At 71.7% G+C, this 25,268-nt stretch carries 24 protein-coding genes and 1 tRNA gene; 11 read left to right on the top strand and 14 right to left on the bottom strand.

Annotation, left to right across the window (positions count from 1 at the left end; genetic code table 11):
- Positions 1-242: 242 nt before the first annotated feature.
- Positions 243-2,372 carry a restriction endonuclease gene (locus tag OOJ98_RS31765; protein WP_267058562.1) on the bottom strand — a complete coding sequence of 710 codons (2,130 nt, stop codon included), beginning with the start codon at positions 2,370-2,372 and terminating at the stop codon, positions 243-245.
- 320 nt (positions 2,373-2,692) lie between these two features.
- On the opposite strand from OOJ98_RS31765, the gene OOJ98_RS31760 reads away from it, so the two are divergent.
- The gene (locus OOJ98_RS31760) at positions 2,693-3,103 is read left to right on the top strand and encodes a RidA family protein (protein ID WP_267058561.1); all 411 of its coding nucleotides are present in this window, start codon (positions 2,693-2,695) and stop codon (positions 3,101-3,103) included.
- A gap of 249 nt (positions 3,104-3,352) precedes the next feature.
- Here OOJ98_RS31760 and OOJ98_RS31755 read toward each other — a convergent pair.
- A tRNA-Thr gene (locus OOJ98_RS31755) sits at positions 3,353-3,429 on the bottom strand.
- A 321-nt stretch (positions 3,430-3,750) separates the two neighbouring features.
- Between OOJ98_RS31755 and OOJ98_RS31750 the strand changes: the two genes are divergently transcribed.
- The 3 genes from OOJ98_RS31750 to OOJ98_RS31740 all read left to right on the top strand — a co-directional run bounded on the left by OOJ98_RS31750 (position 3,751) and on the right by OOJ98_RS31740 (position 6,273).
- Positions 3,751-4,887, top strand: a complete 1,137-nt coding sequence (locus OOJ98_RS31750) for an ABC transporter ATP-binding protein (protein WP_267058560.1) — start codon at positions 3,751-3,753, stop codon at positions 4,885-4,887.
- 210 nt (positions 4,888-5,097) lie between these two features.
- Positions 5,098-5,508, top strand: a complete 411-nt coding sequence (locus tag OOJ98_RS31745) for a hypothetical protein (protein ID WP_267058559.1) — start codon at positions 5,098-5,100, stop codon at positions 5,506-5,508.
- A 33-nt stretch (positions 5,509-5,541) separates the two neighbouring features.
- Entirely contained in the window at positions 5,542-6,273 is a 732-nt protein-coding gene (locus OOJ98_RS31740; RefSeq protein WP_267058557.1) for a nucleotidyltransferase family protein, read from the top strand.
- Positions 6,274-6,522: 249 nt separating this feature from the next.
- Here the strand turns inward: OOJ98_RS31740 and OOJ98_RS31735 are convergent, their stop codons facing one another.
- From OOJ98_RS31735 to OOJ98_RS31710, 6 genes are all read right to left on the bottom strand, one after another.
- On the bottom strand, positions 6,523-8,022 hold the full coding sequence (locus OOJ98_RS31735) for a DoxX family protein (protein WP_267058556.1): 1,500 nt from the start codon (positions 8,020-8,022) through the stop codon (positions 6,523-6,525).
- 75 nt (positions 8,023-8,097) lie between these two features.
- Positions 8,098-9,054 (bottom strand): 23S rRNA (guanosine(2251)-2'-O)-methyltransferase RlmB, encoded by a 957-nt coding sequence (rlmB, locus tag OOJ98_RS31730; protein ID WP_267058555.1) that lies wholly within the window; start codon positions 9,052-9,054, stop codon positions 8,098-8,100.
- A gap of 109 nt (positions 9,055-9,163) precedes the next feature.
- A complete protein-coding gene (gene cysS, locus OOJ98_RS31725; RefSeq protein WP_267058554.1) occupies positions 9,164-10,561 on the bottom strand; it encodes a cysteine--tRNA ligase in 1,398 nt (465 codons plus the stop codon).
- Positions 10,562-10,693: 132 nt separating this feature from the next.
- Positions 10,694-11,263 (bottom strand): 2-C-methyl-D-erythritol 2,4-cyclodiphosphate synthase, encoded by a 570-nt coding sequence (gene ispF / locus OOJ98_RS31720; protein ID WP_267058553.1) that lies wholly within the window; start codon positions 11,261-11,263, stop codon positions 10,694-10,696.
- Entirely contained in the window at positions 11,253-11,990 is a 738-nt protein-coding gene (gene ispD, locus OOJ98_RS31715; protein WP_267058552.1) for a 2-C-methyl-D-erythritol 4-phosphate cytidylyltransferase, read from the bottom strand. Before ispD ends, ispF begins: the two co-directional genes overlap by 11 nt.
- Before the next feature lie 282 nt (positions 11,991-12,272).
- A complete protein-coding gene (locus tag OOJ98_RS31710) occupies positions 12,273-12,755 on the bottom strand; it encodes a CarD family transcriptional regulator (protein WP_003953493.1) in 483 nt (160 codons plus the stop codon).
- A 620-nt stretch (positions 12,756-13,375) separates the two neighbouring features.
- On the opposite strand from OOJ98_RS31710, the gene OOJ98_RS31705 reads away from it, so the two are divergent.
- On the top strand, positions 13,376-14,041 hold the full coding sequence (locus OOJ98_RS31705) for a DUF461 domain-containing protein (RefSeq protein ID WP_267058551.1): 666 nt from the start codon (positions 13,376-13,378) through the stop codon (positions 14,039-14,041).
- 100 nt (positions 14,042-14,141) lie between these two features.
- Here OOJ98_RS31705 and OOJ98_RS31700 read toward each other — a convergent pair whose 3' ends face one another.
- Both OOJ98_RS31700 and OOJ98_RS31695 read right to left on the bottom strand, forming a co-directional pair.
- Positions 14,142-14,822: a response regulator transcription factor gene (locus OOJ98_RS31700; RefSeq protein WP_267058550.1), complete on the bottom strand. Its 681-nt coding sequence runs from the start codon at positions 14,820-14,822 to the stop codon at positions 14,142-14,144.
- On the bottom strand, positions 14,819-16,096 hold the full coding sequence (locus OOJ98_RS31695) for a cell wall metabolism sensor histidine kinase WalK (protein ID WP_267058549.1): 1,278 nt from the start codon (positions 16,094-16,096) through the stop codon (positions 14,819-14,821). The genes OOJ98_RS31700 and OOJ98_RS31695 overlap by 4 nt, the downstream gene beginning before the upstream one ends.
- Before the next feature lie 196 nt (positions 16,097-16,292).
- Here OOJ98_RS31695 and phoU point away from each other — a divergent pair, with 196 nt between their 5' ends.
- Positions 16,293-16,970: a phosphate signaling complex protein PhoU gene (gene phoU / locus OOJ98_RS31690; RefSeq protein WP_267058548.1), complete on the top strand. Its 678-nt coding sequence runs from the start codon at positions 16,293-16,295 to the stop codon at positions 16,968-16,970.
- A 154-nt stretch (positions 16,971-17,124) separates the two neighbouring features.
- Positions 17,125-17,283 carry a hypothetical protein gene (locus OOJ98_RS31685; protein ID WP_267058547.1) on the top strand — a complete coding sequence of 53 codons (159 nt, stop codon included), beginning with the start codon at positions 17,125-17,127 and terminating at the stop codon, positions 17,281-17,283.
- Between the two features lie 124 nt (positions 17,284-17,407).
- Here OOJ98_RS31685 and OOJ98_RS31680 read toward each other — a convergent pair whose 3' ends face one another.
- Complete coding sequence (locus OOJ98_RS31680; RefSeq protein WP_267058546.1) at positions 17,408-17,830, bottom strand: hypothetical protein; 423 nt, start codon at positions 17,828-17,830, stop codon at positions 17,408-17,410.
- Positions 17,831-17,985: 155 nt separating this feature from the next.
- Between OOJ98_RS31680 and OOJ98_RS31675 the strand changes: the two genes are divergently transcribed.
- A complete protein-coding gene (locus OOJ98_RS31675) occupies positions 17,986-18,402 on the top strand; it encodes a spore germination protein GerW family protein (RefSeq protein ID WP_267058545.1) in 417 nt (138 codons plus the stop codon).
- Positions 18,403-18,510: 108 nt separating this feature from the next.
- Here the strand turns inward: OOJ98_RS31675 and OOJ98_RS31670 are convergent, their stop codons facing one another.
- A complete protein-coding gene (locus OOJ98_RS31670) occupies positions 18,511-19,272 on the bottom strand; it encodes a phosphoglyceromutase (RefSeq protein ID WP_267058544.1) in 762 nt (253 codons plus the stop codon).
- A 200-nt stretch (positions 19,273-19,472) separates the two neighbouring features.
- On the opposite strand from OOJ98_RS31670, the gene OOJ98_RS31665 reads away from it, so the two are divergent.
- Positions 19,473-20,765, top strand: coding sequence for an MFS transporter (locus OOJ98_RS31665; RefSeq protein WP_267058543.1), 1,293 nt, complete (start codon positions 19,473-19,475; stop codon positions 20,763-20,765).
- 49 nt (positions 20,766-20,814) lie between these two features.
- Here OOJ98_RS31665 and OOJ98_RS31660 read toward each other — a convergent pair whose 3' ends face one another.
- Together OOJ98_RS31660 and mshA are read right to left on the bottom strand one after the other, a co-directional pair.
- Positions 20,815-21,324, bottom strand: coding sequence for a YbjN domain-containing protein (locus OOJ98_RS31660; RefSeq protein WP_267058542.1), 510 nt, complete (start codon positions 21,322-21,324; stop codon positions 20,815-20,817).
- 48 nt (positions 21,325-21,372) lie between these two features.
- Positions 21,373-22,716 carry a D-inositol-3-phosphate glycosyltransferase gene (gene mshA, locus OOJ98_RS31655; RefSeq protein ID WP_267058541.1) on the bottom strand — a complete coding sequence of 448 codons (1,344 nt, stop codon included), beginning with the start codon at positions 22,714-22,716 and terminating at the stop codon, positions 21,373-21,375.
- 278 nt (positions 22,717-22,994) lie between these two features.
- On the opposite strand from mshA, the gene OOJ98_RS31650 reads away from it, so the two are divergent.
- Together OOJ98_RS31650 and OOJ98_RS31645 are read left to right on the top strand one after the other, a co-directional pair.
- Entirely contained in the window at positions 22,995-23,792 is a 798-nt protein-coding gene (locus OOJ98_RS31650) for a class I SAM-dependent methyltransferase (RefSeq protein ID WP_267058540.1), read from the top strand.
- Positions 23,793-24,066: 274 nt separating this feature from the next.
- Entirely contained in the window at positions 24,067-25,119 is a 1,053-nt protein-coding gene (locus OOJ98_RS31645; protein ID WP_267058539.1) for a C40 family peptidase, read from the top strand.
- The last annotated feature ends 149 nt before the right edge of the window (positions 25,120-25,268 follow it).

Genomic DNA, 25,268 nt, shown 5'->3' with positions numbered 1-25,268 from the left:
TTTCTCCCTCCCCCGGAGGGTTTAGGGAAGGGGCGGCGTGGGGCATCCCCCGGGGTCTGGGGCAGAGCCCCAGCGTCCCCGCCTACGTCTGCGGACCGTGCCCGCGTCCCGCCCAGTTCCCCGCGCCCCCCAGCGGCACTGGTGCCACCCAGCACCGGCACAGCCACCCCGTCCGGCGATCGGGGCGGAGCCCCGGGGCCTGGACCTCGGCCGTCCGGTTACCCCCGGCGGGAGGACGCGGCTCAGGCCACCGCAACCCCGTACTCCCCCACCAACTCCCCCAACCCACCCCGATACCCCTTCCCACCCGCCACAAAGTCCCAGTCTCCGCCCGCCCGCCGCCGGAACGACCCGAGCACCAGCGCCGTCTCGCCGGGACGCCCGTCCGCCACGGGCAGCCGGTCCAGCTCCCGCCCCGCCGCGTCCCGCAGACAGATCGCCGCCTCGGTGAACCCCGCCAGATCCTGATCCGGATGCACCTCGGGGTCGACCGCGGCAACCAGCACCAGCCGGTCCGCCCCCGCGGGCAACGCGTCGAACACCACCCGCACCGCCGCCCGGTCACCCCCGACGCCGGGCACCATACGGACCGAACTCCCGGGGTTCTGCGGGTTGTTGAAGAACACGAAGTGGTCCTCGGCGAGCACCCGCGCACCCCGGCACACCAACGCGCACACGTCGAGCGCGACCGCCCCCGCCCACACCATGCCGAGCACGTTGAAGTCGTCGGCGCCCTCGGACGAACCGGAGCCCGCGGAAGACGACGACGCCCCCCGCTGAGCGGGAACCCCGCCCGCACCCTCCGCCTCCCCCGCAGACGACGCCGACACCGCCGCCCCCAACCGCCCCCGCAACCCATGCTGATGCAGCAGATCCACCAGCTCCGCCCCCGACACCAACGTCAGCGGCTTGCCCTCGGCGAACCCGTACGACCCCGGCCCGAAGCCCGAAGTCGTCACCAGGACCCCCTTGTTGGCCCCGGCCCCCTGCACCGTCCCGTACAGGTCGCGCACCGCGGTCGGCGGCACCGTATTGCGGTAGCGCTTGACCTGGACGATGATCCGGCCGCCGCTGATCGGGTCGGGGTCGAGCGCCTCGACGTCGACGCCGCCGTCGTTGGAGCGCTGCGTGGTGAGCGCCTGCATCCCGCGCGCCCGGAACAGCTCCGCGACCAGCCCCTCGAACTCGATCGGGTCCATCGTGAACAGGTCGGGCTCGCCGCCGCCCCCGTGCGACACGACCCCGGTGCCCACGTCGGCCGGCCGCCGTCCGGGGCGTACGGCCGCACGCTGGTCGGGGCGGGCGGAGAGCTGCCCGCGCACCGCCTCCACCAGGCAGTCGACGGCGCTGACCTGCCCGAGGTTGAGCGGCGCGTACGCGTCGCGCGCCACGCTCACGGCGGCGAGGAAGATCTCGGCACGCCGCCCGGTCGCGGGGTCGACGTCGTCGACGAAGCCGTTGACGACGACGGACTCCAGCACCCCGAACTCGTCGGCCGCGAACAGGTCGCGCAGGACGAGCAGCACGCACTGCGCGAGCACGTCCCGGTACAGGGCGCGCCGCTGCGTGACGGGCCGGGCCGTCTCCTTCTCCTGGTCCGAACTGGCCACGTACCGTACGGACTTGACCTCCGGCACGACATCGATGCCGGGCAGCTCCCAGTCCAGGACGAGCTGGCGCGCACCCCGGTCGAAGGCGGCGGCCACCTGACGCGGGAACCCCTCCGGCCAGGCGTCCGACGCGTACAGCGCGGCCGAGAAGTAGTCGACCGCCGCGCCCGGGTCGCCGGCCCGCAACGCGTCCACGAGCTGCGCGAGCCCCGCGTTGTGGGCGCGCACCTCGGCGAGCTGCCCGGCCGCCCAGGCGTCGTACTGCGCCCGGTACGCGGCGAGTTGGCTCACCCGGTGGGCCTCGGCGGCCTGCGCGGCCGCCCAGTCGTGCTGATAGCGGGCCTGCGCCTCCTGCTGGGCCTGCGCCCGCCGCCCGACGGTCCAGCCGCCCTGCGCCTGGTAGTGCGCGGGGTCGGGCATCGGCACGGGCCGGCCGAGCTGACCCGGCTCGAACGGCGCCACGGCTTCCGGCCGCGTCAACGCCGCCACCCGGAACGGCGCCGCCCGGCACCCCTGTGCCAACAGCGCGCCCAGCCGGGCGACTTGGCCCTCCAACTCCTCCGTACGCAGCCGGGCGTCCGCCTCCCGCCCCTGCCGGTACGCCGCCTGCTGCTCCCGCTGCGCCCGAGCACGGTCACGCTCGTACGCCCGCTGCTGGCGCTGCTGCTGCGCCACCGCCCGCTGCTGCGCCTCCCGCTGCCGCTGCTGCTGCCGCTGCGCCTCGGCCCAGACCCCCGCGAGCCCACTGGAACGACGACTCATGCGCTGACTGCCTCTCTCCCCACACCCCGACCCTCCAAGTGTCCCGGACCTGGCCGGACCGGAGCACACCGGCGTCACACGCCGCCGTCACGCACCGCCGTCCCACACGGGCATCACGCCCGGCGGGGCGACTGCCCCTCCCCGCGGATGCGATCGGTCCCTTCGCACCGCGCTCACACTCGACCTGCCCCAGAGGCGACCCCACCGGTCCTCGGAAATGGATCACGGCCTTACGTGGTTGTCCTGCATGGATCGCCATCGAGCGGGCGATTACCGCCACTTGGCTTCAGGCAAGCAGTTTTTGAAGGAGCGTCAGCACTGTGTCCGTTACACCATCCGCCGCCGAGCGTGTACGCGTCTCCGCGGAGCCCGACTGGTACGAGTCGGCCGGCATATCGCTCGGCATCCGCGTCGGGAATCTGGTCTTCACCTCGGGCCAGGCCCCGATCGACGCCCAGGGGGCCACGGTCGGCGCCGGGGACTTCGAGGCGCAGGCCCGCCAGGCGCTCGCGAACCTGTCGACGGTATTGACGAATGCGGGCTCCAGCCTCGCCGACGTGATCAAAGCGACCGTGTTCGTCACCGACATCGCACGGCAGGACATCTTCGCCAAGCTGCGCAGGGAACATTTCCCCGACGAGCCCCACCTCGCGGAGTCGTTCGTAGAGGTCTCCTCACTCGCCGACCCCGAGTGGATGATCGAGATTGAAGCCATCGGCCTCGTCCGGTGAAGTCGGGAGATCACCCGTCATACCCACCCCTCTCATGGCCCTCGATCACTCACGGATCGGTCGGCCATGGACGTGTACGCGCACGTCGTCCAGGACACCCAGCGCGAGGCCCTCAGCCACATGGACCGGCTGCTCAGGCGTCGCCCGGGGCGGGGCGGGCCGGCCGGGAGTGATCAACCGCGCCCCTGTCAGCTGTAGATGGCAAAGGCCCCCAACCATGATCGGTTGGGGGCCTTCGCGTGTCCTGCCTGGAGCCCCCTGTCGGGTTCGAACCGACGACCCCCGCTTTACAAGAGCGGTGCTCTGGCCAGCTGAGCTAAGGAGGCAACGCGTGAAGTGTAACCAACGCTCGCCCGGACGTGGCCGGGAATGTGGCGGGGCGGGCCCGGCCGGGGCTCGGTTGCCGGTGAGACGGGCGCCCCCGCCGCGTCGAGGCAGGCCCGCCCCCGCCGCAGCGGACCGGCGCCCGGCCGGAGTACACGGTCAGAGCGGGGCCCCCGCCCCGCCGAAGTTCGCGGGCCGGAACTGCTGACAACCCCGACATCGCCAGGTAGCGTCCTGAACCAGTCCACCCAGGTGGACTACACCACTTCTCCCTCTACTCGGATCGTCCGGCACGTTCCTGCCGGTGAAGGGACACATCAGTCATGGCCACTGTCACGTTCGACAAGGCGACCCGGGTCTACCCGGGCTCCACCAAGCCCGCGGTCGACGGGCTCGAGATCGCGATCGAGGACGGCGAGTTCCTCGTACTCGTCGGCCCCTCCGGCTGCGGAAAGTCCACCTCCCTGCGCATGCTCGCGGGCCTGGAGGACGTCAACGGCGGAGCGATCCGCATCGGCGAGCGTGACGTCACGCACCTGCCGCCCAAGGACCGGGACATCGCGATGGTGTTCCAGAACTACGCGCTGTACCCGCACATGACCGTCGCCGACAACATGGGCTTCGCCCTGAAGATCGCCGGCGTGAACAAGGCGGAGATCCGCAAGAAGGTGGAGGAGGCGGCCAAGATCCTCGACCTCTCCGAGTACCTGGACCGCAAACCCAAGGCCCTCTCCGGCGGTCAGCGCCAGCGTGTCGCGATGGGCCGCGCCATCGTGCGTGAGCCCCAGGTCTTCCTCATGGACGAGCCGCTCTCCAACCTCGACGCCAAGCTCCGCGTCTCGACGCGTACGCAGATCGCCTCGCTCCAGCGCCGCCTCGGCATCACCACCGTGTACGTCACGCACGACCAGGTCGAGGCCATGACGATGGGCGACCGCGTCGCCGTCCTCAAGGACGGTCTGCTCCAGCAGGTCGACTCGCCGCGCAACATGTACGACCGCCCCGCCAACCTCTTCGTCGCCGGCTTCATCGGCTCGCCCGCGATGAACCTCGTCGAGGTGCCGATCACCGACGGCGGCGTGAAGTTCGGCAACAGCGTGGTGCCGGTCAGCCGCGAGGCGCTCTCCGCTGCCGCCGACCGCGGCGACCGCACGGTCACCGTCGGCGTGCGCCCCGAGCACTTCGACATCGTCGAGCAGGGCGGCGCCGCCGCGAAGTCCCTCACCAAGACGTCCGCGGAGGCCCCCGCCGGTCTCGCCGTCACCGTCAACGTCGTCGAGGAACTCGGCGCCGACGGCTATGTGTACGGTTCCGCCGAGGTCGGCGGCGAGACGAAGGACCTCGTGGTCCGCGTCGACGGCCGCTCGGTGCCGGAGAAGGGCACACAGCTCCACGTCGTCCCGCGTCCGGGTGAGACCCACGTGTTCTCCACCTCCACGGGCGAGCGCCTTACAGACTGATACCGGTACGCGGCCCCCACCTGGGGGTCTACGGTTGTGGCGGCCCCGCACTCGCGTGCGGGGCCGCAGCCGGTTGTCGACAAATACCCCGGCACACCGGTCATTTCGAATCGCGTTCGTCAACACGCCATTCGAAAAACGACGTCGAACCATCCCCCGACAGAGTGACTAAATGTCGCCAAATCATCACTCCCCGCTACGCTCGCCTCCGTGACGCACACAGCCCGCCGAATCGGCCGAACCCTCGCCCTCGTCCTGCCCGTCGTTCTCGTCCTGTCCGGGACCCTCGCGGTCACCCGGGTCAACTGGGCGGGCAGCAACGGATCGCAGATCCTCACCGCCTCCTCGGAGAACGTCTCCGTACGCGCCAAGTCCCGCGCCCCGCAGGACGTCCTGCGCGACGCGCTCCTCACCGAGCTCCAGGAGAAGGACCCCGGCACCGCCCTGACCCACCTCCAGCGCGAGGTCGAGCACCGCCCCTCGCTCGCCCAGCACTGCATGTCGATCGCCCGCGCCCTCGGCAGGGCCGCCGTGGAGCACTACGGCCCCGTGAAGGCCCAGTCGTTCTCCCGCCCCGTCTGCGACACCTCCTTCGCCTCCGGCGTGGCCCAGGAGCGGTGACGTCCCGCTGCGGGGACGCCTATCGTTCACCGCATGACAGCGAGCACGACTGCGACATTCCCGACCCAGGCCGTGGTCCTGGCGGGCGGCCAGGGCTCACGGCTCCGCCCGTACACCGACGACCGCCCCAAGCCGATGGTCGAGATCCCGGGCACCGGGGTCCCGATCATCGGCCATCAGCTTGCCTGGCTGGCCGCCGAGGGCGTCACTGACGCCGTAGTCTCCTGCGGCCACCTCGCCGACGTCCTGAAGGACTGGCTGGCGAAGGCCGATCTCCCGCTGCGCGTCACCACGGTCGTCGAGGACGAGCCGCTGGGCCGTGGCGGCGGCCTCAAGTACGCGGCCGCCTCGCTGCCCCACCCCGACCAGCCCTGGTACGCCACCAACGGCGACATCTGGACGCGGTTCTCGCTCCGCGAGATGGCCTCCTTCCACGGCGAGCGCGACGCGACCGCCACCCTCGCGCTGGCCCGGCCCCGCATCCCCTGGGGCGCCGTCGAGACCGACGCGTTCGGCCACATCACCGACTTCATCGAGTCGCCGCCCTCGCCGTACCTCATCAACGCGGGCGTGTACGTGTTCTCCGCGGCCTTCACCGCGATGCTGCCGGACGTCGGCGACCACGAGCGCACCACCTTCCCCCGGCTCGCCCGGGAGCGCCGGCTCGCCGGGTTCCCCCTGCCGCACGGGGCGTACTGGCGGGCCATCGACACGGCGAAGGACCTCACGGAGGCGGCCAAGGAGCTTGCTGCGCACCGCAGTTGAGGGCCCCGCTCCCTGCCCCGGCCCCCGTTCGGCCTGAACGGCCCCGTCCTCGAACGCCGGACGGGCTGAAGCTGCGCATGCCGCCCGGCACCGAAATGGCTCAAGGGCGCGGGGAACTGCGCGAGGCGCGGGCACGGTCCGCAGACGAAAGCGGGTGTTCGCCCGGCAAGGGCCCCGGAGCGCACCGCCGAAAGGGGGCCGGAATGTTCCGGCCCCCTTCGTCCGTTCGCGGCGCTCGCGCGCCTCGCGCTAGCCCAGCAGCCCCCCGATCGGGTTGCGGTTGCTGCGGCCGCCGCTGCCGCCCGTGCCTCCGGTGCCGCCCGACGAGCCCGTACCGCCCGAGGACGTCGGGCCCGCGCTCGTGGACGGCGGGGACTTGGGGGTGGAGCGGTGGTGGGAGGGCGCCTGGCCGCCGGTGCCGGCGGAGTGGCTCGGCTGGCCGGTGGTGCCCGCCGTGACCGTCTGGTGCGGCTTCGGCTTCTTGGACGTCTTCGCGGAGGGGCTCGCCGACGTCTTCGCCTTGGGCGAGGGCTTGACGGCCTTCGAGGGCGTACGGGGGGCCAGTGCCGGGCCCGTTTCGCTCGGCAGCGGGGTGCCGGGCAGGTAGTTGGTCGGGTCGTCGTCGGGGCCGGGCACCGTCACCACGGTGGTGGAGCGGACCGCGCCGCCGAGGATCGCCCCGGTCGTCAGGGTCAGGCCGACCACGACGGTCGTCATCACGAGGCCGCGGCGCAGCACCCGCCGCCGCAGCTCCCACAGTTCGGAGCGCGGGCCGAGCTTGCGCCACGCCTCGCCGGCGAGACGGGCGTCGAGCGAGTACACCGGGGCGCCCGCGATGATCAGCGGGGACCAGGCTGCGAGGTAGATGATGTCGGGCGCGTCATAGGCGCGTACGGTCTGCCAGCTCACCGTGACGAGCAGGGCCGCCGACAGCAACGCGCCGAACACGGCGGCCACGCGCTGCCACAGGCCGAGCATCGTCAGGACGCCGACGACGACTTGGAGGAAGGCCACGGTGAGCCCCGCGCCCACGGGGTGCGAGAGGGCGAAGTCGCGCAGGGGCTCGGCGAGCGCCCAAGGGTGCAGCGAATTCAGCCACTTGACCATCGAGCCGCGCTCGCCGCCGTCGAAGTACACGGGGTCGCAGAGCTTGCCCATGCCGGCGTACACGGAGATGAAGCCGAGGAAGACGCGCAGCGGGAGCAGCACGACGCCGAGGTTCATCCGGCGGCCCGGATAGTAGGCGTGCCGGACGGGGTCGGCGCCGCGCCGCTTGGCGGGCGAGCCGTCGTCCGGGTCGCCGTCGAGCTCGTCGAATTCCTCGAACTCGCCCTGGGCGTACGTCTCTTGACCGTAGGGGGTGCGCATCTGCGGGAGCAGCGCGGTCTCCGGTCCCGCGCCGGATCCGGGGATCAGCGGCGTCGGCATCGTGTCGTCGACGGAGACCCGCGGGATGGTCTGCGTCGCGCCGGTGTCGTAGCCCGCGCCGGCGCCTCCGACGGAGGTGGCGCGGACCGCTTGCAGCAGTCCGCTCGCCCCCGGCGCCGACTTCCCGCTCCACACCACGGGCGCCCTGCGGCGCACCGCGGTGCTCGAAATGCTGGGCTTCGGCAGCGACTTGGGTGCAAGCTGCACCCGGAAACTCGCGTGGTTGACGATGACCTGCGCGGGGTCGCAGTCCACCTTGGCCATGCTCAGGGCAGGCTGGTCGTCGAACCCGGGCCGGGGCGTTCTGGTGTCCACACTCATCTAACCGAGTGATGGGTGTTTAGGACACTGCTTGACGGGCCCGAATCTGTCCGAGACCCGTCAAGATCACCCAGCTCAGGCGCGGCGGCGGGCCGCCTCGTAGAGCACGATGCCCGCGGCCACACCGGCGTTGAGCGACTCGGCGCCGCCCGGCATCGAGATCCGCACGCGGTAGTCGCAGGTCTCGCCGACGAGCCGGCCAAGTCCCTTGCCCTCACTGCCGATCACGATGACGACGGGCCCGGCGATCTGGTCGAGCTCCTCGACGGTGTGCTCGCCGTCGGCGGCGAGACCGACGATCGTGAGCCCTTCCTTCTTGTACGCCTCCAGGGCGCGCGTCAGGTTGGTGACGCGCGAGACCGGCGTACGCGCCGCGGTGCCCGCCGACGACTTCCAGGCGCCCGCCGTCATGCCGGCCGCGCGCCGCTCGGGCACGACCACGCCGTGACCGCCGAAGGCGGAGGTGGAGCGGACGATCGCGCCGAGGTTGCGCGGGTCGGTCACGCCGTCGAGCGCGACGATCAGCGGGTCCTCGCCGTTGTCGTACGCGGCCGCGGTGAGGTCCTGCGGGTCCGCGTACTCGTACGGCGGGACCTGGAGGACCAGGCCCTGGTGGTTGAGGCCGTTGGTCATGCGGTCGAGCTCGGCGCGCGGGGCCTCCATCAGGTTGATGTTGCCGCGCTCGCCGGCGAGCTGGAGCGCCTCGCGCACCCGCTCGTCGTTGTCGATGTACTGCTGGACGTAGAGCGTGGTCGCCGGCACGCCGTCGCGCAGCGCCTCGAACACGGGGTTGCGGCCCACGACCATCTCGGACGGGCCCTTGGCGCCGCCGCGCCGGGGCGCGGGACGGCGCGTGGCGGCCTGCTTGGCCTTGTAGGTCGCGATGCGGTTCTTCTTGTGCTTCTTGCGGTCCTCGGCCTTGGGAGTGGGGCCCTTGCCCTCCAGGCCACGGCGCCGCTGGCCACCGCTGCCGACCGTCGCACCCTTCTTGTTGGACGTGCGGCGGTTCCTGCGCTGGCTGTTCCCGGCCATGACTACCTGTTTCTGTGGATCGATCCGCGATCCACATGCACATGCAGATCGTGTACGTACGTATATGAAGTGTGCCGCCCGATCGCCCGAGCGGCACATCGCGCGTGGTTCAGCGCGGGCCGAGGGTCCAGCGGGGGCCGCTGGGGCTGTCCTCGATGACCAGGCCGGACTGGGTGAGCTGGTCGCGGATCGCGTCCGCGGCGGCCCAGTCCTTGCGGGCCCTGGCGGCCTCGCGCTGCTCCAGGACGAGGCGTACGAGCGTGTCGACGGCCCCGTGCAGGTCGTCGCCCCGGTCGCTCTCCTCGGCCCAGTGCGCGTCCAGCGGGTCGAGGCCCAGGACGCCCAGCATGGCGCGGACCTCGGCCAGGCGCTCGGTCGCCGCCTCCTTGTCGTCGGCGGCGAGCGCGCTGTTGCCCTGGCGGACCGTGGTGTGGATGATCGCGAGCGCCTGGGGCACGCCCAGGTCGTCGTCCATCGCCTCGGCGAACGCGAGCGGCACCTCGGCGGCGGGCTCGACGACGCCCCCCGCCTTCTCCACCACGCGCTGCATGAAGCCCTCGATCCGCGCGAACGCGGACTCGGCCTCCCGCAGGGCGTCCTCGCTGTACTCGATCATCGAGCGGTAGTGCGGGGTGCCCAGGTAGTAGCGGAGCACGATGGGGCGCCAGCGCTTGACCATCTCGGAGACGAGCACGCTGTTGCCGAGCGACTTCGACATCTTCTCGCCGGACATCGTCACCCAGGCGTTGTGCACCCAGTACGTCGCGAACGCGTCGCCGAAGGCCTGGGCCTGGGCGATCTCGTTCTCGTGGTGCGGGAAGATCAGGTCGATGCCGCCGCCGTGGATGTCGAAGGCGCTGCCCAGGTACTTGTGGGCCATCGCCGAGCACTCCAGGTGCCAGCCGGGGCGGCCGCGGCCCCACGGGGTCTCCCAGTCGGGCTCGCCGGGCTTGGACGCCTTCCACATCGCGAAGTCACGCGGGTCGCGCTTGCCCGCGACGCCCTCGTCGGGCTGGCGCAGGTCGTCGACGTCCTGGTTGGAGAGCTGGAGGTAGGCGGGGAAGGAACGCACGTCGAAGTAGACGCTGCCGTCCGCCTCGTAGGCGTGGCCGCGCTCGATGAGGCCGCGCATCATCTCGATCATCTCGGTGATGTGGCCGGTGGCGCGCGGCTCGTAGGTGGGCGGCAGGCAGCCGAGCGCGGTGTAGCCGTCGTTGAAGGCGCGCTCGTTGTCGTACCCGATCGACCACCAGGGGCGGTCCTGCTCCGCCGCCTTCTTGATGATCTTGTCGTCGATGTCGGTGACGTTGCGGATGAACGTGACGTCGTAGCCGCGGTACGCGAACCAGCGGCGCATGATGTCGAAGTTGAGGCCCGACCGGATGTGGCCGATGTGCGGGGCCGCCTGGACGGTGGCGCCACACAGGTAGATCGAGACACAACCCTGCGTGAGCGGGACGAAGTCACGAATCTGCCGGGCGCTGGTGTCGTACAGGCGAATGGTCACCTCACCAGGGTAGTGGCCCGACAGGAGTGCCCCGCGACCCTTTTCGGGCCCCGGGGCACACAATTTGGCGACTGTTGGGCCCCGGAACGCCGGACGATCTTCGTCGGCGGCCCGGACGATCACCCGTGGGGGTCACGCCCCCGAACCGGTGGGCCCCGGCACCCGGTACACCAGCGCCGTGGCGATCGCGGCCAGCCCCTCGGCGCGGCCGGTCAGGCCGAGACCGTCGGTGGTGGTGCCGGACACCGCGACCGGCGCACCGGCCGCCGCCGACAGCGCCTTCTGCGCCTCCTCGCGCCGCTTGCCGATCTTCGGGCGTACGCCGATGACCTGCACCGCGATGTTGCCGATCTCGAAGCCCTCGGCGCGGACGATCCGCGCGGCCTCGGCGAGCAGCGCCACGCCCGAGGCGCCGGACCACTCGGGGCGGTCGGTACCGAAGTGCGCTCCGAGGTCGCCGATGCCGGCCGCGGAGAAGACCGCGTCGCAGGCGGCGTGGGCGGCGACATCGCCGTCGGAGTGGCCCGCGAGGCCGAACTCCGCGTCCTGGGGGCCGTCCCACAGCAGGCCCGCGCACCACAGTTCGCGCCCGCGCTCGAAGGCGTGGACGTCGGTGCCGATCCCGACGAGCGGGATCAGCGGCGCGGGAGCGGGCCGCGCGGGGGCGGCCTGCCCCGCGTGCCCGGAGTGCTCAGAAGCCATCGTTGGCCCTCCGTCGTGCGAGTACGGCCTCGGCGAGGACGAGGTCCAGCGGCCGGGTCACCTTGAACGCCTCTTCGTGTCCGGGCACCACCACGACGGTGAGACCCAGCTGTTCGATCATGCTCGCGTCGTCGGTGACGTCGCCGGTCACCGTCTCGTGGGCGCGTACGAGCGTGGCGTGGTCGAAGCCCTGCGGCGTCTGCACCGCGCGCAGCCGGGCCCGCTCGGGTGTCGCGACGACCGGCTCGGGCGAGCCGTCGGCGCTCGGCTCGACCTGCTTGACGGTGTCGGTGAGCGGCAGCGCGGGCACCACGGCGGGCGCGCCGTCGCGTACGGCCTCGATCACCGCGTCGACGGTGTCGACCGGGACAAGCGGGCGGGCCGCGTCGTGGACGAGTACGGCGTCGAAGCCCGGCGGCAGCGCGTCGAGGCCGAGCCTCACCGACTCCTGGCGGCTCTCACCACCGGGCACCACGAGGAAGTCGGTCCTCTCGGGCAGTGCGTGCTCGGCGAGGAGGTTCTTCACCTCCGTCGCGCCGTCGGGCGGGGCCACCACGACGACGAGCGAGACGCCGCGCGAGGCGGCCATCGCCCGGACGGCGTGGACGAGCATGGGGGTGCCGCTCAGCGTGCGCAGCGCCTTGGGGGCGCCCGGTCCGAGCCGCACGCCGCGTCCGGCGGCGGGAACCACCGCGGCCGTGCGGAAAGGGCGCGATTCGTCTGACAAGGTTTGTGTCCTCAAACGACATGGGTATGGCCTGGGGGTACCCCTGCTTCTACGGCAGGGGAGTGCCGGGCGCTCCGCTCTGACCTGCCCTTCCGTGACGACTGGTCAGACAGCCGCCCGGGACCCGGCGTCCGCGCGGTGCGGGTGCTTCGGCAAGGGACGGGTGCTTCGGCAACGGATACGAACATGCCGCAGCGCCCGGCGACACAGCAGAAGATCTGCTGGTCAGCGGGCACCGCGGCAATGCCGGGCATTCCGGGGCGGGCCCCGGAACTAACGGCGTCAGGACGCGAGAACCTCGTCGAGAAGGGCCTCGGCCTTGTCTTCATTGGTGTTCTCCGCGAGGGCCAGCTCGCTCACCAGGATCTGGCGCGCCTTGGCGAGCATGCGCTTCTCGCCCGCGGACAGGCCGCGCTCGCGCTCGCGCCGCCACAGGTCACGCACCACTTCGGCGACCTTGATGACATCGCCGGAGGCGAGCTTCTCAAGGTTCGCCTTGTAACGACGGGACCAGTTCGTGGGCTCCTCCGCGTACGGCGCGCGCAGCACCTCGAAGACCCGGTCCAGCCCGTCCTGACCAACTACATCGCGAACGCCGACGAACTCCGCATTGTCCGCGGGCACGCGCACAGTCAAGTCGCCCTGGGCGACCTTGAGCACCAAGTAGGTCTTGTCCACGCCTTTGATCTGGCGAGTTTCGATAGCCTCGATCAGCGCGGCCCCGTGATGGGGATAGACCACGGTGTCGCCAACCTTGAACGTCATGTGACAGGTACCCCTTCCGTGGCTATCCAGGGTAACACGGATACGGCTTCTTCTGAATGGCGTTTTCGCAGGTCAGGGCATATCTCGGGGCTTGACAACAGCATCACGAACGTGCTGCGGAGGGCTTCCGCACAGCGGTATTCGCAGGTCGGAGCAGCTGCGAAGGAGTTGCGAAACGCCTACGTTCCGCACCCTCGATCGGGGTCGCGAGAGGCTGAACGTCCCGGTTTGCCGGGTTCCGGACGGTGAACTTCATCTACTCCGTTCGGCGCTCGTTCACCCGTTCGGCCGTCTGTCATTCATTCCGGAATTGATCAACGAACGGCCCGGCGTGCGCACTCGCGCGGATTTTCGGTAAGGAATGTGTGGCGGCCCGGGAAATTGATCATCCGGCCTATGGGAAGGGCCCCCGAAAGAGCGAGCGGCGCGCATGATCCACCCGAGTTCGCCGGGCCGGTCGTCCGTAGGGGCGGGTCGGGTGCGGGCGGCGTCGGACGGCTCGGTAATCTAAGGCCGCTGACACACCCTTAGCCGGCTCTCAGGCATGCGGCCGGCTGACCCGTAGCCCGTCCGAAGTCCGTCCGAAGTCCCTCTCGTACGTCCAAGGAGTTGCCGCCGCCGTGAGCCGCAGCCTTCGACGCGGCGCCATCGCCGCTTCTGCCATCGCGTTCTCGCTCGCTTCCCTCTCCGCCTGCGCGGCGGGCAACAACGCCCAGACGCTTGGGGTGAAGAACGACAACGCGTACGTCACCGTCGGCGACATCAAGGTCCAGGGCGCGACGGTCGTCACCCAGCCGAAGACCGACGCCGAGGGCCCTGCCGTCGTCACCGCGACGCTCTTCAACAACGGCGCCGACCCGCAGACCCTGGACGCCGTCCAGGTCGGCAGCGCGGTCGTCAAGCTCTCCCCCGCCAAGGGCACGGGTGCCATCACCGTCCCCGGCCACAGCTCGGTCGTGCTCGGCGGCAAGGGCAACGCCTCCGCGGTCATCGACAACGGCCGCGAGGCCGCCAAGAACGGCGACTCGCAGAAGGTCACCTTCCAGTTCAGCAAGGCCGGCGCGGTGAGCCTGGGCGCCTACGTGGTCCCGGCCACCAGCTACTTCGAGGGCGTCGGCCCCAGCGAGCTGCCGAAGCCCAAGGCCTCCGCCCCGGGCACCCCGTCGGGCACCCCCACGGGCAGCCCGTCCGGCGCGGCCACGCAGAACACCCCGGGCGGCGCGGGCAGCAGCGGCAAGCCCGCCGGCACCGGCTCGGCGTCCCACAGCGCGACGACCGGCCACTGATACCGGCCGCCGTCACCGGCGCAACGCGAAGGGCGCCCCACCGGCCGGTGGGGCGCCCTTCGCACATCCAGGGGCCCGCGAGACGCCGGGCCCTCGCGGTCTACGGCTCGAACTTGTAGCCGAGGCCCCGGACCGTCACCAGATAGCGCGGCGCGCCCGGGTCCGGCTCGATCTTGGCGCGCAGCCGCTTCACGTGGACGTCGAGCGTCTTGGTGTCGCCCACGTAGTCCGCGCCCCACACCCGGTCGATGAGCTGCATACGGGTCAGCACGCGGCCCGCGTTGCGCAGCAGCATCTCCAGGAGGTCGAACTCCTTCAGCGGCAGGTCGACCTTGGCGCCCGAGACGGTGACGACGTGGCGGTCGACGTCCATGCGGACCAGGCCCGCCTCCAGGGCCGCCGGGGTGACCTCCTCCGGCTCGCCGCGGCGGCGCAGCACGGCGCGGATGCGGGCGACCAGCTCGCGCGAGGAGAACGGCTTGGTGACGTAGTCGTCGGCCCCTATCTCCAGGCCCACGACCTTGTCGATCTCGCTGTCCTTGGCGGTCACCATGATGACCGGCACGTTGGAGCGGCCGCGCAGCTGACGGCAGACCTCGGTGCCCGGCAGGCCGGGCAGCATCAGGTCGAGCAGCACGAGGTCGGCGCCGTTGCGCTCGAACTCGTCCAGGCCGTCGGGCCCGGTGGCCGCCACCGCGACCTCGAAGCCCTCCTTGCGGAGCATGTAGGACAGGGCGTCGCTGAAGGATTCCTCATCCTCGACGACGAGCACTCGGGTCACGGAAGGACCTCCGGGGCAGGAACTATGGCTGGGGAACGGGGCACAGCGGAACTGAAGGTCTCGTACGGGACGTCGTCGTCCTCGTCGACCGTGACCGGGCCGCGCCCTGCGGCACGGTCCCGAACGGCGCCGGCTTCCGGCAGCCGCAGGGTGAAGGTGGAGCCCTGTCCCTCGGAGCTCCACACCGTGACCTCCCCGCCGTGCGAGGCGGCCACGTGTTTGACGATGGCCAGGCCGAGGCCCGTACCGCCGGTGGCGCGGGAGCGGGCCGGGTCGACCCGGTAGAACCGCTCGAAGACGCGCTCGCGGTCCTTCTCGGAGATGCCTATGCCCTGGTCGGTCACGGCGATCTCGATGAGGTCGCCGCCCGGCGCCGCGATGCGCCGGCCCGCGATGCCGACCCGGGTCCTGGCGGGCGAGTAGTTCACGGCGTTCTCGACGAGGTTGCCGAGCGCCGCCGCGAGCTGGCCGCGGTTGCCCCACACGTACAGGTCGGCGGTGCCGCCCGCGGCCATGGTGATCTGCTTGGTGGACGCGGGGTGGCGGGAACGGTCCATCGCCTCGGCGACGAGCTCGTCGACGCGGACCGGCTCGGCGTCCTCCAGCGGGTCGTCGTTCTGGACCCGGGAGAGGTCGATGAGCTCCTGGACCAGATTGGTGAGCCGGGTCGCCTCGATCTGCATCCGGCCGGCGAAGCGGGTGACCGCCTCGGGGTCGTCGGAGGCGTCCATGACGGCCTCGGAGAGCAGGGAGAGCGCGCCCGTCGGCGTCTTGAGCTCATGGCTGACGTTGGCCACGAAGTCACGCCGTACCGCTTCGATGCGGCGGGCCTCCGTGAGGTCCTCCACCAGGAGCAGCACGAGCCGGGAGCCGAGCGGCGCGACCCGGGCGGAGACCGCGAGGGCGTCGCCGCGGCCGGTGCCGCGCCGGGGCAGATCGAGCTCGACCTGCCGTATCTCGCCGTCCCGCCGGGTGTCGCGCGCCATGTGCAGCATGGGTTCGACGGCCAGCTTGCCGCCCCTGACCAGGCCAAGGGCGTACGCCGCCGAGCTGGCCTTCACCACCGAGTCGCTCTCGTCCAGGACGACCGCGGACGAGCGCAGCACGGACAGGACGGTGTCCACGCCCGGGGGCAGGACCGCGTCGGTGTGCAGGGACGACCTGGTGGGCCGTGCCTGGTCCCGCTCGCTCCAGCGGAACGCCAGCATGGCGATCACGCCGGTGCACACGCCGGCGATCGCTGCCAATGCGGCGACCGCCGCGTTCACGTCCATGCGTCCAGGTTATGCGGCCCCGCCGACACTCTCCCAGCCAAAAGAGGGCCTGCTCGAACGTTCGTCGCCCAGAGTTCACCGAGGTGACGGAGATGGTTCACTTCCCGTGGCCGAACCGGACGCGTGCGGGACGGAACGTGGGAACGTGGGGGTCACAGGCGCCCCCGGCCCCCGGAGTCGTTGAGAGAGGGACACCATGCGTGACGCGTACCACGAGGAACTTGACTCGATCGGCGAGGGGCTGGTCGAGATGGCCCGGCTCGTCGGGTCGGCGATCGGGCGCGCCACCACGGCCATGCTCGACGCGGACCTGAAGCTCGCCGAGAACGTGATCGCCGCCGACCAGAAGGTCGACGACCTCCAGCACGACCTGGAGGCCCGCGCGATAGCCCTGCTCGCCCGCCAGCAGCCGGTCGCCACCGACCTGCGCATCGTCGTCACCTCGCTGCGCATGAGCGCCGACCTGGAGCGCGCCGGCGACCTCGCCCAGCACGTGGCCAAGCTGACCCGGCTGCGCTACCCGGAGCGCGCCGTCCCGAACGACCTGCACGCCACCATCCTGGAGATGGGCCAGCTCGCCCAGCGCCTGATGGCGAAGGCGGCGGAGGTCATCATTACCAAGGACGTCGACCTCGCCCTCCAACTGGAGCAGGACGACGACGAGATGGACCTGCTGCACCGCACGCTGTTCCAGCACCTGATGGACGACCGCTGGAAGCACGGCATCGAGACGGCGGTCGACGTGACCCTGCTCGGCCGCTACTACGAGCGGTACGCGGACCACGCCGTCTCGGTCGCCAAGCGCGTCGTCTACCTCGTCACCGGCGAGCACGCGGACGAACTCCAGGCGCCGGCGCAGACCGAAGGGGCCTGAGCCCGCGGGTACGGGGACGGGTGACGGGCGCGGTCGTACGGGGCGGGTGGTACGGCGCCCCAACCTCCTTGCCCACATGCGCCGTTGACGCGCCCGCCGGAGTGGGCATGCAATGGGCGAAGGCTCATTGTTCTGCCTACCCCGGGAGGGACCCATGGCCGATTCACCCGCGACCGAACCACGGCAGGACGTACCCGTCACACCCGTCGAAGTGACCCGGCTGCCGCTGGTCGGCGCCTGCGGCTGCGGCTCGGGCTGCGGCTGCGGCTGCCAGTCGGGGGCGCCCTGCCAGTGCGGCGGCTGCTCCTGCTGACACGACGGGACACGCGGAACGCGCACTGAACACAGCGTGGACGGGGCCCCGCCGGCCATGGCGGGGCCCCGCTCACGTACGCCGCGTACCGCCTTCCGCGGACGGCGCGTACCGCGCACCGACGTCAGTTGACGGTGACGTCGACGGTCGGCGAGACGGCGTTGTCCGCCTTGATACGCAGCTCCTGCTTGCCCTTGTCGTTGAGCTTGGCCTCGATGGCGTAGCTGCTGCCCTGCTTGACCGTGGCGTTGGCCTGCAGGGTCGTCCACTTGCTGCCCTTCTTGTGCTGGAGCACCAGCTTGCTGCCTATCGGCATGCCCTTGGTGCGCCCCGTGAACACCACCTTGCCGCCGGCCTTCACCGACGTCGGCGCGGCCTTCACGGTGATGGAGCCGGCCGCCTTCGACGCGGACGCGGAGGGGCTGGGCTTCGCGCCCGGCGCGGCGAAGGCGTCGGCGCCGCCGGCGACCAGCAGGGCGGCGGACAGGGCGCCGGCCGCGGAGAGGCGGGCACAGCGGCGGACCAGGGTGGCTTTCACGGCATTCACGTCGAACTCCCGTCGTGGCGAACCCCCCGGGGCGAGGCTAGCCAGAGGTCCGGAGAACGGCGACCGGAGCGGACCCGGACGACCACGGAGCGTGAGCGAGGGGTGCGCCCTATCCTCGCTACGGCCCTGTCCGCATGCCCTTCCGGAGGTACTCGATGACCAGCTCAGCCGTGCCGGACCAGCCCGCCCCGCAGGACGACCCGGCCGCGGCCCTGATGGATCGCCTGGCCGGGCGGATCGGGGGCGGGGCGTCGGCGTCGGCCGTCTTCGGCGCACCCGTCACCGCCCACGGCATCACCGTCGTCCCGGTCGCCGAAATAGCCTTCGGGTTCGCCGGGGCCACGGGTTCCGGGACCGGAGCGGGAGTGGGGGGCGGAGCCGCCGGCACCGGTCACGGAGGCGGTGGGGCCGGGGCGCGACCGTGCGGCTTCATCGAGATCAAGGACGGCACCGCCACGTACCGATCGCTCCCCGCCCCTTGGACGCGGGTCGCCGTACCGCTGGCCGCCCTCGCGGCGGGGACCGTCGTCCCGCTGCTCGTGCGCCGCCTCGCCGGACGCCGCGGGCGCTGACCCGCCCCGTACCGAAAACGCCTCCCACCCGCGCCGTTGCGCGCAGGAGGGAGGCATGTCGGGAATTCCGTGGGCCCCCGCGAGCCGGAGGCCCGGGAGCCCGGGAGGCTACTTCTTCTTGCCCTGGTTCTTCACGGCCTCGATCGCGGCGGCGGCCGCGTCGGGGTCCAGGTAGGTGCCGCCCGGCTTGAGCGGCTTGAACTCGGCGTCGAGCTCGTACACGAGCGGGATGCCGGTCGGGATGTTCAGGCCCGCGATGTCGGCGTCGGAAATGCCGTCGAGGTGCTTGACCAGGGCGCGCAGCGAGTTGCCGTGGGCCGCGATCAGCACGGTCTTGCCGTCGAGCAGGTCCGGGACGATGCCGTCGTACCAGTACGGCAGCATGCGCGTGACGACGTCCTTGAGGCACTCGGTCTGCGGGCGCAGCTCCGGCGGGATCGTCGCGTAGCGGGCGTCGTCGCTCTGCGAGAACTCCGTGCCGTCCTCGAGGGCGGGCGGCGGGGTGTCGTACGAGCGGCGCCAGAGCATGAACTGCTCCTCGCCGAACTCGGCGAGCGTCTGCGCCTTGTCCTTGCCCTGGAGCGCGCCGTAGTGCCGCTCGTTCAGGCGCCAGCTGCGGTGCACCGGGATCCAGTGGCGGTCCGCGGACTCCAGCGCGAGCTGGGCGGTGCGGATGGCGCGCTTCTGGAGGGAGGTGTGCAGCACGTCGGGGAGCAGGCCGGCGTCCTTGAGCAGCTCACCGCCGCGCGCCGCCTCCTTCTCGCCCTTCGGCGTGAGATTGACGTCCACCCACCCGGTGAACAGGTTCTTCTCGTTCCACTCGCTCTCGCCGTGGCGGAGCAGGATCAGCTTGTACGGTGCGTCGGCCATGCGTCCGAGCCTAATCGACGTTCCAGGGCCGTCGCGCGCGCGGGGACCGAGGTGGCGGGGGCGTCTCGATTGACGGACGCCGTCAATTCGGTGGCCCCCGGAACCGGCCCACTTGTAACGTGCGGTCGTTAGCCGCGCCACTTACACAGCCGGTGCTGCGGCTCACGTCGTTCCAGGCCACAGTTCCGGGGGGAAGCCGCATGTCCGTAGCCAGTCTGAGACTCGCCGCACGAGAAACCGTCTCCGGGCTGCCCCGGGCCTTCTGGTGGCTGTGGACCAGCACCCTCATCAACCGGCTCGGCGCCTTCGTCGCCACGTTCCTGGCGCTCTACCTCACCCTGGACCGGGGCTATTCGGCCTCGTACGCGGGACTCGTGGCCTCCCTGCACGGGCTCGGCGGGGTCGTGTCGTCGATCGGCGCGGGCATCATGACCGACCGGCTCGGCCGCCGCCCCACCCTGGTCATCGCTCAGACCTCGACGGCCTTCGCGGTCGCGCTGCTCGGCTTCATGACGGACCCCGTCGCGATCGCGGGCGTCGCCTTCCTCGTCGGCATGGCGAGCAACGCCTCGCGTCCCGCGGTGCAGGCGATGATGGCGGACATCGTGAAGCCCGAGGACCGGGTCCGCGCGTTCTCCCTCAACTACTGGGCCATCAACCTGGGTTTCGCGGTCTCGTCGATGGCGGCGGGCTTCATCGCGCAGTACAGCTATCTGGCGGGCTTCCTCGGCGAGGCGTCGCTGACGCTGGTCTGCGCGGTCGTGGTGTTCCTGAAGCTCCCTGAGTCGCGCCCGCAGCGGACGGCCGAGGAGAAGGTGGCGGAGCCGGCGATCGGCATCGGTACGGTCCTGAGGGACGGCCGCTTCATGGGCGTGGTCGGCCTGTCCTTCCTCATCTCCCTTATTTTCCAGCAGGGTTACGTGGGCCTGCCGGTCGCGATGGGCACGGACGGCTTCTCCAGCTCCGACTTCGGCCTGGCGATCGCCGTCAACGGCATCCTCATCGTGGCGGTGCAGATCCCCGTCACCCGCTACACCCAGCACCGCGACCCGCGGCACCTCCTGATCGTCTCGGCGCTGCTCGCGGGGTACGGGTTCGGCCTGACGGCGTTCGCCGGTTCGGTCGCGGTGTACGCCCTGACGATCTGCGTCTGGACCCTGGCCGAAATCGTCAACGCCCCGACCCAGACCGGCCTGATCGTCCGCCTCTCCCCCACCCACGGCCGCGGCCGCTACCAGGGCGTGTACACGATGTCGTGGTCGGTGGCGGCGCTGGTCGCTCCGCTGATGTCGGGTTACGTCATCGACCACTTCGGCGCGGCGTGGCTGTGGGGCGCGTGTGCGGTGCTGGGGACGGGAACGGCGGTGGGGTACTGGGCCCTGATGCGGGGCCTGCCGACCGACCCCCAGGTCACCAAGGCCTCGCTGCCGGCGGTGAGCGAGGACGCGGAGAGCGCGGGGGCGGCGGAGCGCCGTACGGGTTCAGCGGTGTGACCCCGGGGAGCTGGGCAACTCCGCCCCGGGCAAGGGGGCGGGGCCCCGCTCAGCCCTGGCCCGCACCCTCCGCGGAGCCCTCCCCCGTCAGGTGCCCGAACGCGTCGAGGTTCCGCGTGGACTCCCCCCGCGACACCCGCCACGCGTACTCCCGCCGAATGGCAGCCGCGAACCCCATCTCCAGCAGGGTGTTGAAGGAGCCGTCCGCCTCTTCCAGGACGACACCGAGCAGGCGGTCGAGCTCCTCCGGGGTGACCGAGGCGAGGGGGAGTTTGCCCGCGAGGTAGACGTCGCCGAGCCTGTCGACCGCGTAACTCACGCCGTACAGACGGAGGTTGCGTTCGAGGAGCCAGCGGTGGACGGCCGGCGCGTTCTCGTCGGGGTGGCGCACCACGAACGCGTTCACGGAGAGGGAGTGCCGCCCGACCCGCAGCGAGCAGGTCGTGGAGAGTTTGCGGGTGCCCGGCAGCGTCACCACGTACGCGCCGGGTTCCGGGGACTCCCACGAGAGCTCCGCGTCCTTGAGCGCCGCTTCGATGACCTGCCGCACGTCAGCCATGCCGCGAGCCTACGCGAACCCCCGCCCCGCCCCGGGCGGACCCGGCGCTCACCCGTGGTGGGACCGCACCCGCCGCCGGTGCTCCTGCATCGCCGCCATGTACACGTCCGCCGTCGCCGACGCCGCCGTGCCCCAGCCGAAGGACCGCGCGTGCCGGGCCGCCGCGCCGCCCATGCGCTCCACCAGCGCGGGCTCCGCCACGAAGCGGTGGAGCGCGGTCGCGTAGTCCCCGGGGTCGTGGCCCTGGACGAGGAACCCGGTCGAGCCGTCCCGTACCGCCACCGGAAGCCCTCCGACGGACGCCGCGACCACCGGTGTGCCGGCCGCCTGTGCCTCTATGGCGACCAGACCGAACGATTCGCTGTACGACGGCATGACCAGCACGGACGCTGCCCGGAACCAGTCCGCTAGCCGGTCCTGGCCGACGGGCGGCTTGAACCGTACGACGTCGCTGATGCCGAGCTTGGCCGCGAGCTTCTGCAGCCCTTCCGGCTTCGCCAGGCCGCTGCCGGAGGGCCCGCCGACGACGGGCACGATCATCCGCGAGCGGAGCGACGGGTCCCGTTCGAGGAGGTCGGCTGCCGCGCGCAGCAGGATGTCCGGCGCCTTGAGGGGCTGGATGCGGCCCGCGAAGAGCGGTACGAACGCGTCGTGCGGCAGCCCCAGCCGGTCGCGCGCGGCGGCGCGGCCGTCCGCCGGGCGGAACCGGTCGAGGTTCACACCGGGGTGGACGACGGCGACCTTGCCGGGGTCGGCCTCGTAGAAGCGGACCAGTTCGTCGGCCTCTTCGGCGGTGTTGGCGATGAGCCGGTCCGACGCGTTCACGATCTGCGTCTCGCCGATGACCCGCGCGGCCGGCTCGGGGGTGTCGCCCTCGGCGAGCGCCGCGTTCTTGACCTTGGCCATGGTGTGCATGGCGTGGACGAGCGGCACTCCCCAGCGCTGCGCGGCGAGCCAGCCGACGTGGCCGGAGAGCCAGTAATGGGAGTGGACCAGGTCGTAGTAGCCGGGCCGGTGGCGCGCCCAGGCCGTCATGACCCCGTGCGTGAAGGCGCAGAGCTGGGCGGGCAGCTCCTCCTTGGCGAGGCCTTCGTACGGGCCCGCGTCGATGTGCCGGACCAGCACGCCGGGCGACATCTCCACGGTCGGGGCGAGCCCGCCCGTGGTGGCCCGCGTGAAGATCTCGACCTCGATGTTGATCGCGGCGAGGCGCTTGGCGAGCTCGACGATGTAGACGTTCATGCCGCCCGCGTCGCCCGTGCCGGGCTGGTGCAGCGGGGAGGTGTGGACGCTGAGCATGGCGATCCGGCGCGGCTTGCGGTGGCCGCCGGGCAGCCGGAGCCGGGGCGGCCCCGCCAGGGTGCCGGTGAACCGGGACACGTACTGGCTCACGTCGGGGCCCTCCTCGGCTCGGGGCGCTGCCTCTGGACGCGGAGCGGGCATGCGGGCACGCCACTCCAATGCCCCGAACATCGGAACCCGTCCATTCATTTCCACTTTGCCAAAAACTTGCCGGACACGCCGAACGGGGTGCCCGGCACGAGGCTCCCCGCCGGCGCGTGGGCCTTGCCCCGGCCGGCCCGGCGGGTGAGCGGGCCGTGCCGCCGCGCCGGCTCCGGCGGTGTCCCGCCCCGGCTCGGCGGGCCCGTACCGCCGCCTACTCTCGTCCTATGGCTCCACCCGCCCCGCCCGCGAAGCGCCCCGTCGGCACCGTCACCCGCGGCACCACCAACCCGAACCGGCTGCGCCGCATGGACCGCTGGATCGCCGACGCGCACGGGGCCGCGCTGCGCCGCGCGGACGCCCCGCTCGCCGTCGACCTCGGGTACGGGGCCGCCCCCTGGACCGCCGTCGAGCTGCTCCAGCGGCTGCGTACCGCCGCGCCGGCCGTCTCGGTGGTCGGCATCGAGATCGAGCCCGCCCGGGTCGCCGCCGCCAAGCCGTACGAGCGCGACGGGCTCACCTTCCGCCACGGCGGCTTCGAGGTGCCGCTGGACGGGCCGCCGGCGCTGATCCGCGCGGCGAACGTGCTCCGTCAGTACGACGAGGGCGAGGTGGCCGCCGTCTGGGCCCGCCTGTGCGCGCGGCTCGCGCCGGGCGGGCTGCTCGTCGAGGGCACCTGTGACGAGATCGGGCGCCGCCACGTCTGGGTCGGGCTCGGCCCCGAAGGCCCTCGCACGGTCACCTTCGCGACCCGGCTCGGCTCCCTGGAGCACCCCTCCGACCTCGCCGAGCGGCTGCCCAAGGCGCTGATCCACCGCAATGTGCCGGGCGAGCCGGTCCACGCCTTCCTGCGCGACTTCGACCGGGCGTGGGCGACGGCCGCCCCGTACGCCTCGCTCGGCGCGCGCCAGCGCTGGATCGCGTCGGTGCGCGCCCTGTCCGCCGACTGGCCCGTCATCGACGGCGTACGACGCTGGCGCCAGGGCGAGGTCACGGTGGACTGGGCGGCGCTCGCGCCGCGTTGAGGCCTGTCAGCGTCGTCCAACGAGTGAACTCCCGTGGCGGGCGGAACGCGTGGCGCTCGCGGTTCGTCAGACGGGGCGGGTCGGACGGAGGAACGCATCAGCGCGCGTGCCCCTTCCGGTGTCCGGTGCCTCTGTCGTTTTGGCCGGGGCCGTGGCAGCATCGCGGACATCGGTGTGATGTTACTGACGGTAAATCACATCTGGAGTGCCCGGTGTTCCGGTATGGGTCCGGAGTTGGCTGGAGGGGGAGTTCTCAGTGCCGAAGCAGCGCCGCTTGGCTGCCGCGATCACCTTGGTGTGCGCCTTGACCGCATGGGCCGCGCCGGGCACGGCGTTCGCCGCGCCCGCGCCGAACCCGACACCGACCCCGTCCGCCACCGCGTCCGGCGCTCCCCCGACCCTGGAGGAGGTCGGCGCGCAGATCGACGACCTGTACCGGCAGGCCGCCGTGGCCACCGACGCGTACAACCTCGCCGAGGAGCAGACCAAGGCGCAGTCCGAGCAGATCGTGAAGCTGGCCCAGGAGATGGTGAAGGGCCAGGAGAAGATCAAGCGCCTGAAGGACCAGGCGGGCGCCACGGCACGGATGCAGTACCGCAACGGCGGCCTCCCGCCCGGCGCGCAGTTGATGCTCAGCGGCGACCCCGACGGCTTCCTCAACGGCGCCGATCTGCTGCGCCAGGGCCAGCAGGCCGCCCAGGGCCTGCTCGGCGAACTGAACAGAACCCAGGCCGACTTGGCGGCGTACAGCAAGGACGCCACGGCCCAGTGGAAGAACCTGGAGGCCAACCGGGTCAAGAAGGAAGCCGCGAAGAAGGACATCACGGCGAAGATCGCGGCGGCCGAGAAGCTCCAGGCCGACCTGAAGGAGCAGGAGCGCGAGCGCCTGGCCGAGCTGGAGCGCAAGAAGGAGTTCGACGCGCAGACGGCCTGGCTGAGCACGGGCGTCCTGAAGGACATCAGCACCTCCGCGAGCGAGCAGGGCAAGAAGGCCGTGAAGTTCGCCACCGACCAGATCGGCAAGCGGTACGTGTGGGGCGCGGCCGGCCCCGACACCTTCGACTGCTCGGGCCTGACCTCCCAGGCGTGGATCGCGGCGGGCCGGGGCATGCCGCGCACCTCGCAGGAGCAGTGGGCCCAGCTGCCGCACGTCGCGATCAAGGACATGCGCCCCGGCGACCTCATCATCTACTTCGCCGACGCCAGCCACGTCGGCATGTACATCGGCGACGGAGCGATCGTGCACTCCCCGCGCCCCGGCCGGACGGTGACGATCACCGGAGCGGGCACCATGCCGATACTCGGCGTCGTCCGCCCCGACAAGTAGCCCACGGAGCAACTTCCTGGGGCCCCGACAAATCGGGCATGCGGCATATGCCAACCGGCTGCCAGTGATGAACGACCCATCGCCATTCCGCCGCGCGGGTGGATGACGCTAGGGTCCCGGCTGGTGGGGCGCCGACCGGCGTCCCTCCG

The organism is Streptomyces sp. NBC_00083 (assembly GCF_026343295.1).
In the GTDB taxonomy this organism is placed as follows: domain Bacteria; phylum Actinomycetota; class Actinomycetes; order Streptomycetales; family Streptomycetaceae; genus Streptomyces.
The sequence above is the reverse complement of the archived record's forward strand: the minus strand, read 5'-3'. Positions and strand labels throughout refer to the sequence as shown.

Excerpts from the sequence above, each read along its gene's own strand:
- OOJ98_RS31765 (WP_267058562.1), bottom strand. The coding sequence starts at position 2,372 with ATGAGTCGTCGTTCCAGTGGGCTCGCGGGGGTCTGGGCCGAGGCGCAG.
- OOJ98_RS31675 (WP_267058545.1), top strand. The coding sequence starts at position 17,986 with ATGACCAGCTCAGCCGTGCCGGACCAGCCCGCCCCGCAGGACGACCCG.
- OOJ98_RS31650 (WP_267058540.1), top strand. The coding sequence starts at position 22,995 with ATGGCTCCACCCGCCCCGCCCGCGAAGCGCCCCGTCGGCACCGTCACC.
- OOJ98_RS31665 (WP_267058543.1), top strand. The coding sequence starts at position 19,473 with ATGTCCGTAGCCAGTCTGAGACTCGCCGCACGAGAAACCGTCTCCGGG.
- OOJ98_RS31735 (WP_267058556.1), bottom strand. The coding sequence starts at position 8,022 with ATGAGTGTGGACACCAGAACGCCCCGGCCCGGGTTCGACGACCAGCCT.
- OOJ98_RS31695 (WP_267058549.1), bottom strand. The coding sequence starts at position 16,096 with ATGGACGTGAACGCGGCGGTCGCCGCATTGGCAGCGATCGCCGGCGTG.
- OOJ98_RS31710 (WP_003953493.1), bottom strand. The coding sequence starts at position 12,755 with ATGACGTTCAAGGTTGGCGACACCGTGGTCTATCCCCATCACGGGGCC.
- OOJ98_RS31660 (WP_267058542.1), bottom strand. The coding sequence starts at position 21,324 with ATGGCTGACGTGCGGCAGGTCATCGAAGCGGCGCTCAAGGACGCGGAG.
- rlmB (WP_267058555.1), bottom strand. The coding sequence starts at position 9,054 with ATGGCCGGGAACAGCCAGCGCAGGAACCGCCGCACGTCCAACAAGAAG.
- OOJ98_RS31685 (WP_267058547.1), top strand. The coding sequence starts at position 17,125 with ATGGCCGATTCACCCGCGACCGAACCACGGCAGGACGTACCCGTCACA.
- OOJ98_RS31670 (WP_267058544.1), bottom strand. The coding sequence starts at position 19,272 with ATGGCCGACGCACCGTACAAGCTGATCCTGCTCCGCCACGGCGAGAGC.
- OOJ98_RS31750 (WP_267058560.1), top strand. The coding sequence starts at position 3,751 with ATGGCCACTGTCACGTTCGACAAGGCGACCCGGGTCTACCCGGGCTCC.
- ispF (WP_267058553.1), bottom strand. The coding sequence starts at position 11,263 with ATGGCTTCTGAGCACTCCGGGCACGCGGGGCAGGCCGCCCCCGCGCGG.
- OOJ98_RS31740 (WP_267058557.1), top strand. The coding sequence starts at position 5,542 with ATGACAGCGAGCACGACTGCGACATTCCCGACCCAGGCCGTGGTCCTG.
- phoU (WP_267058548.1), top strand. The coding sequence starts at position 16,293 with ATGCGTGACGCGTACCACGAGGAACTTGACTCGATCGGCGAGGGGCTG.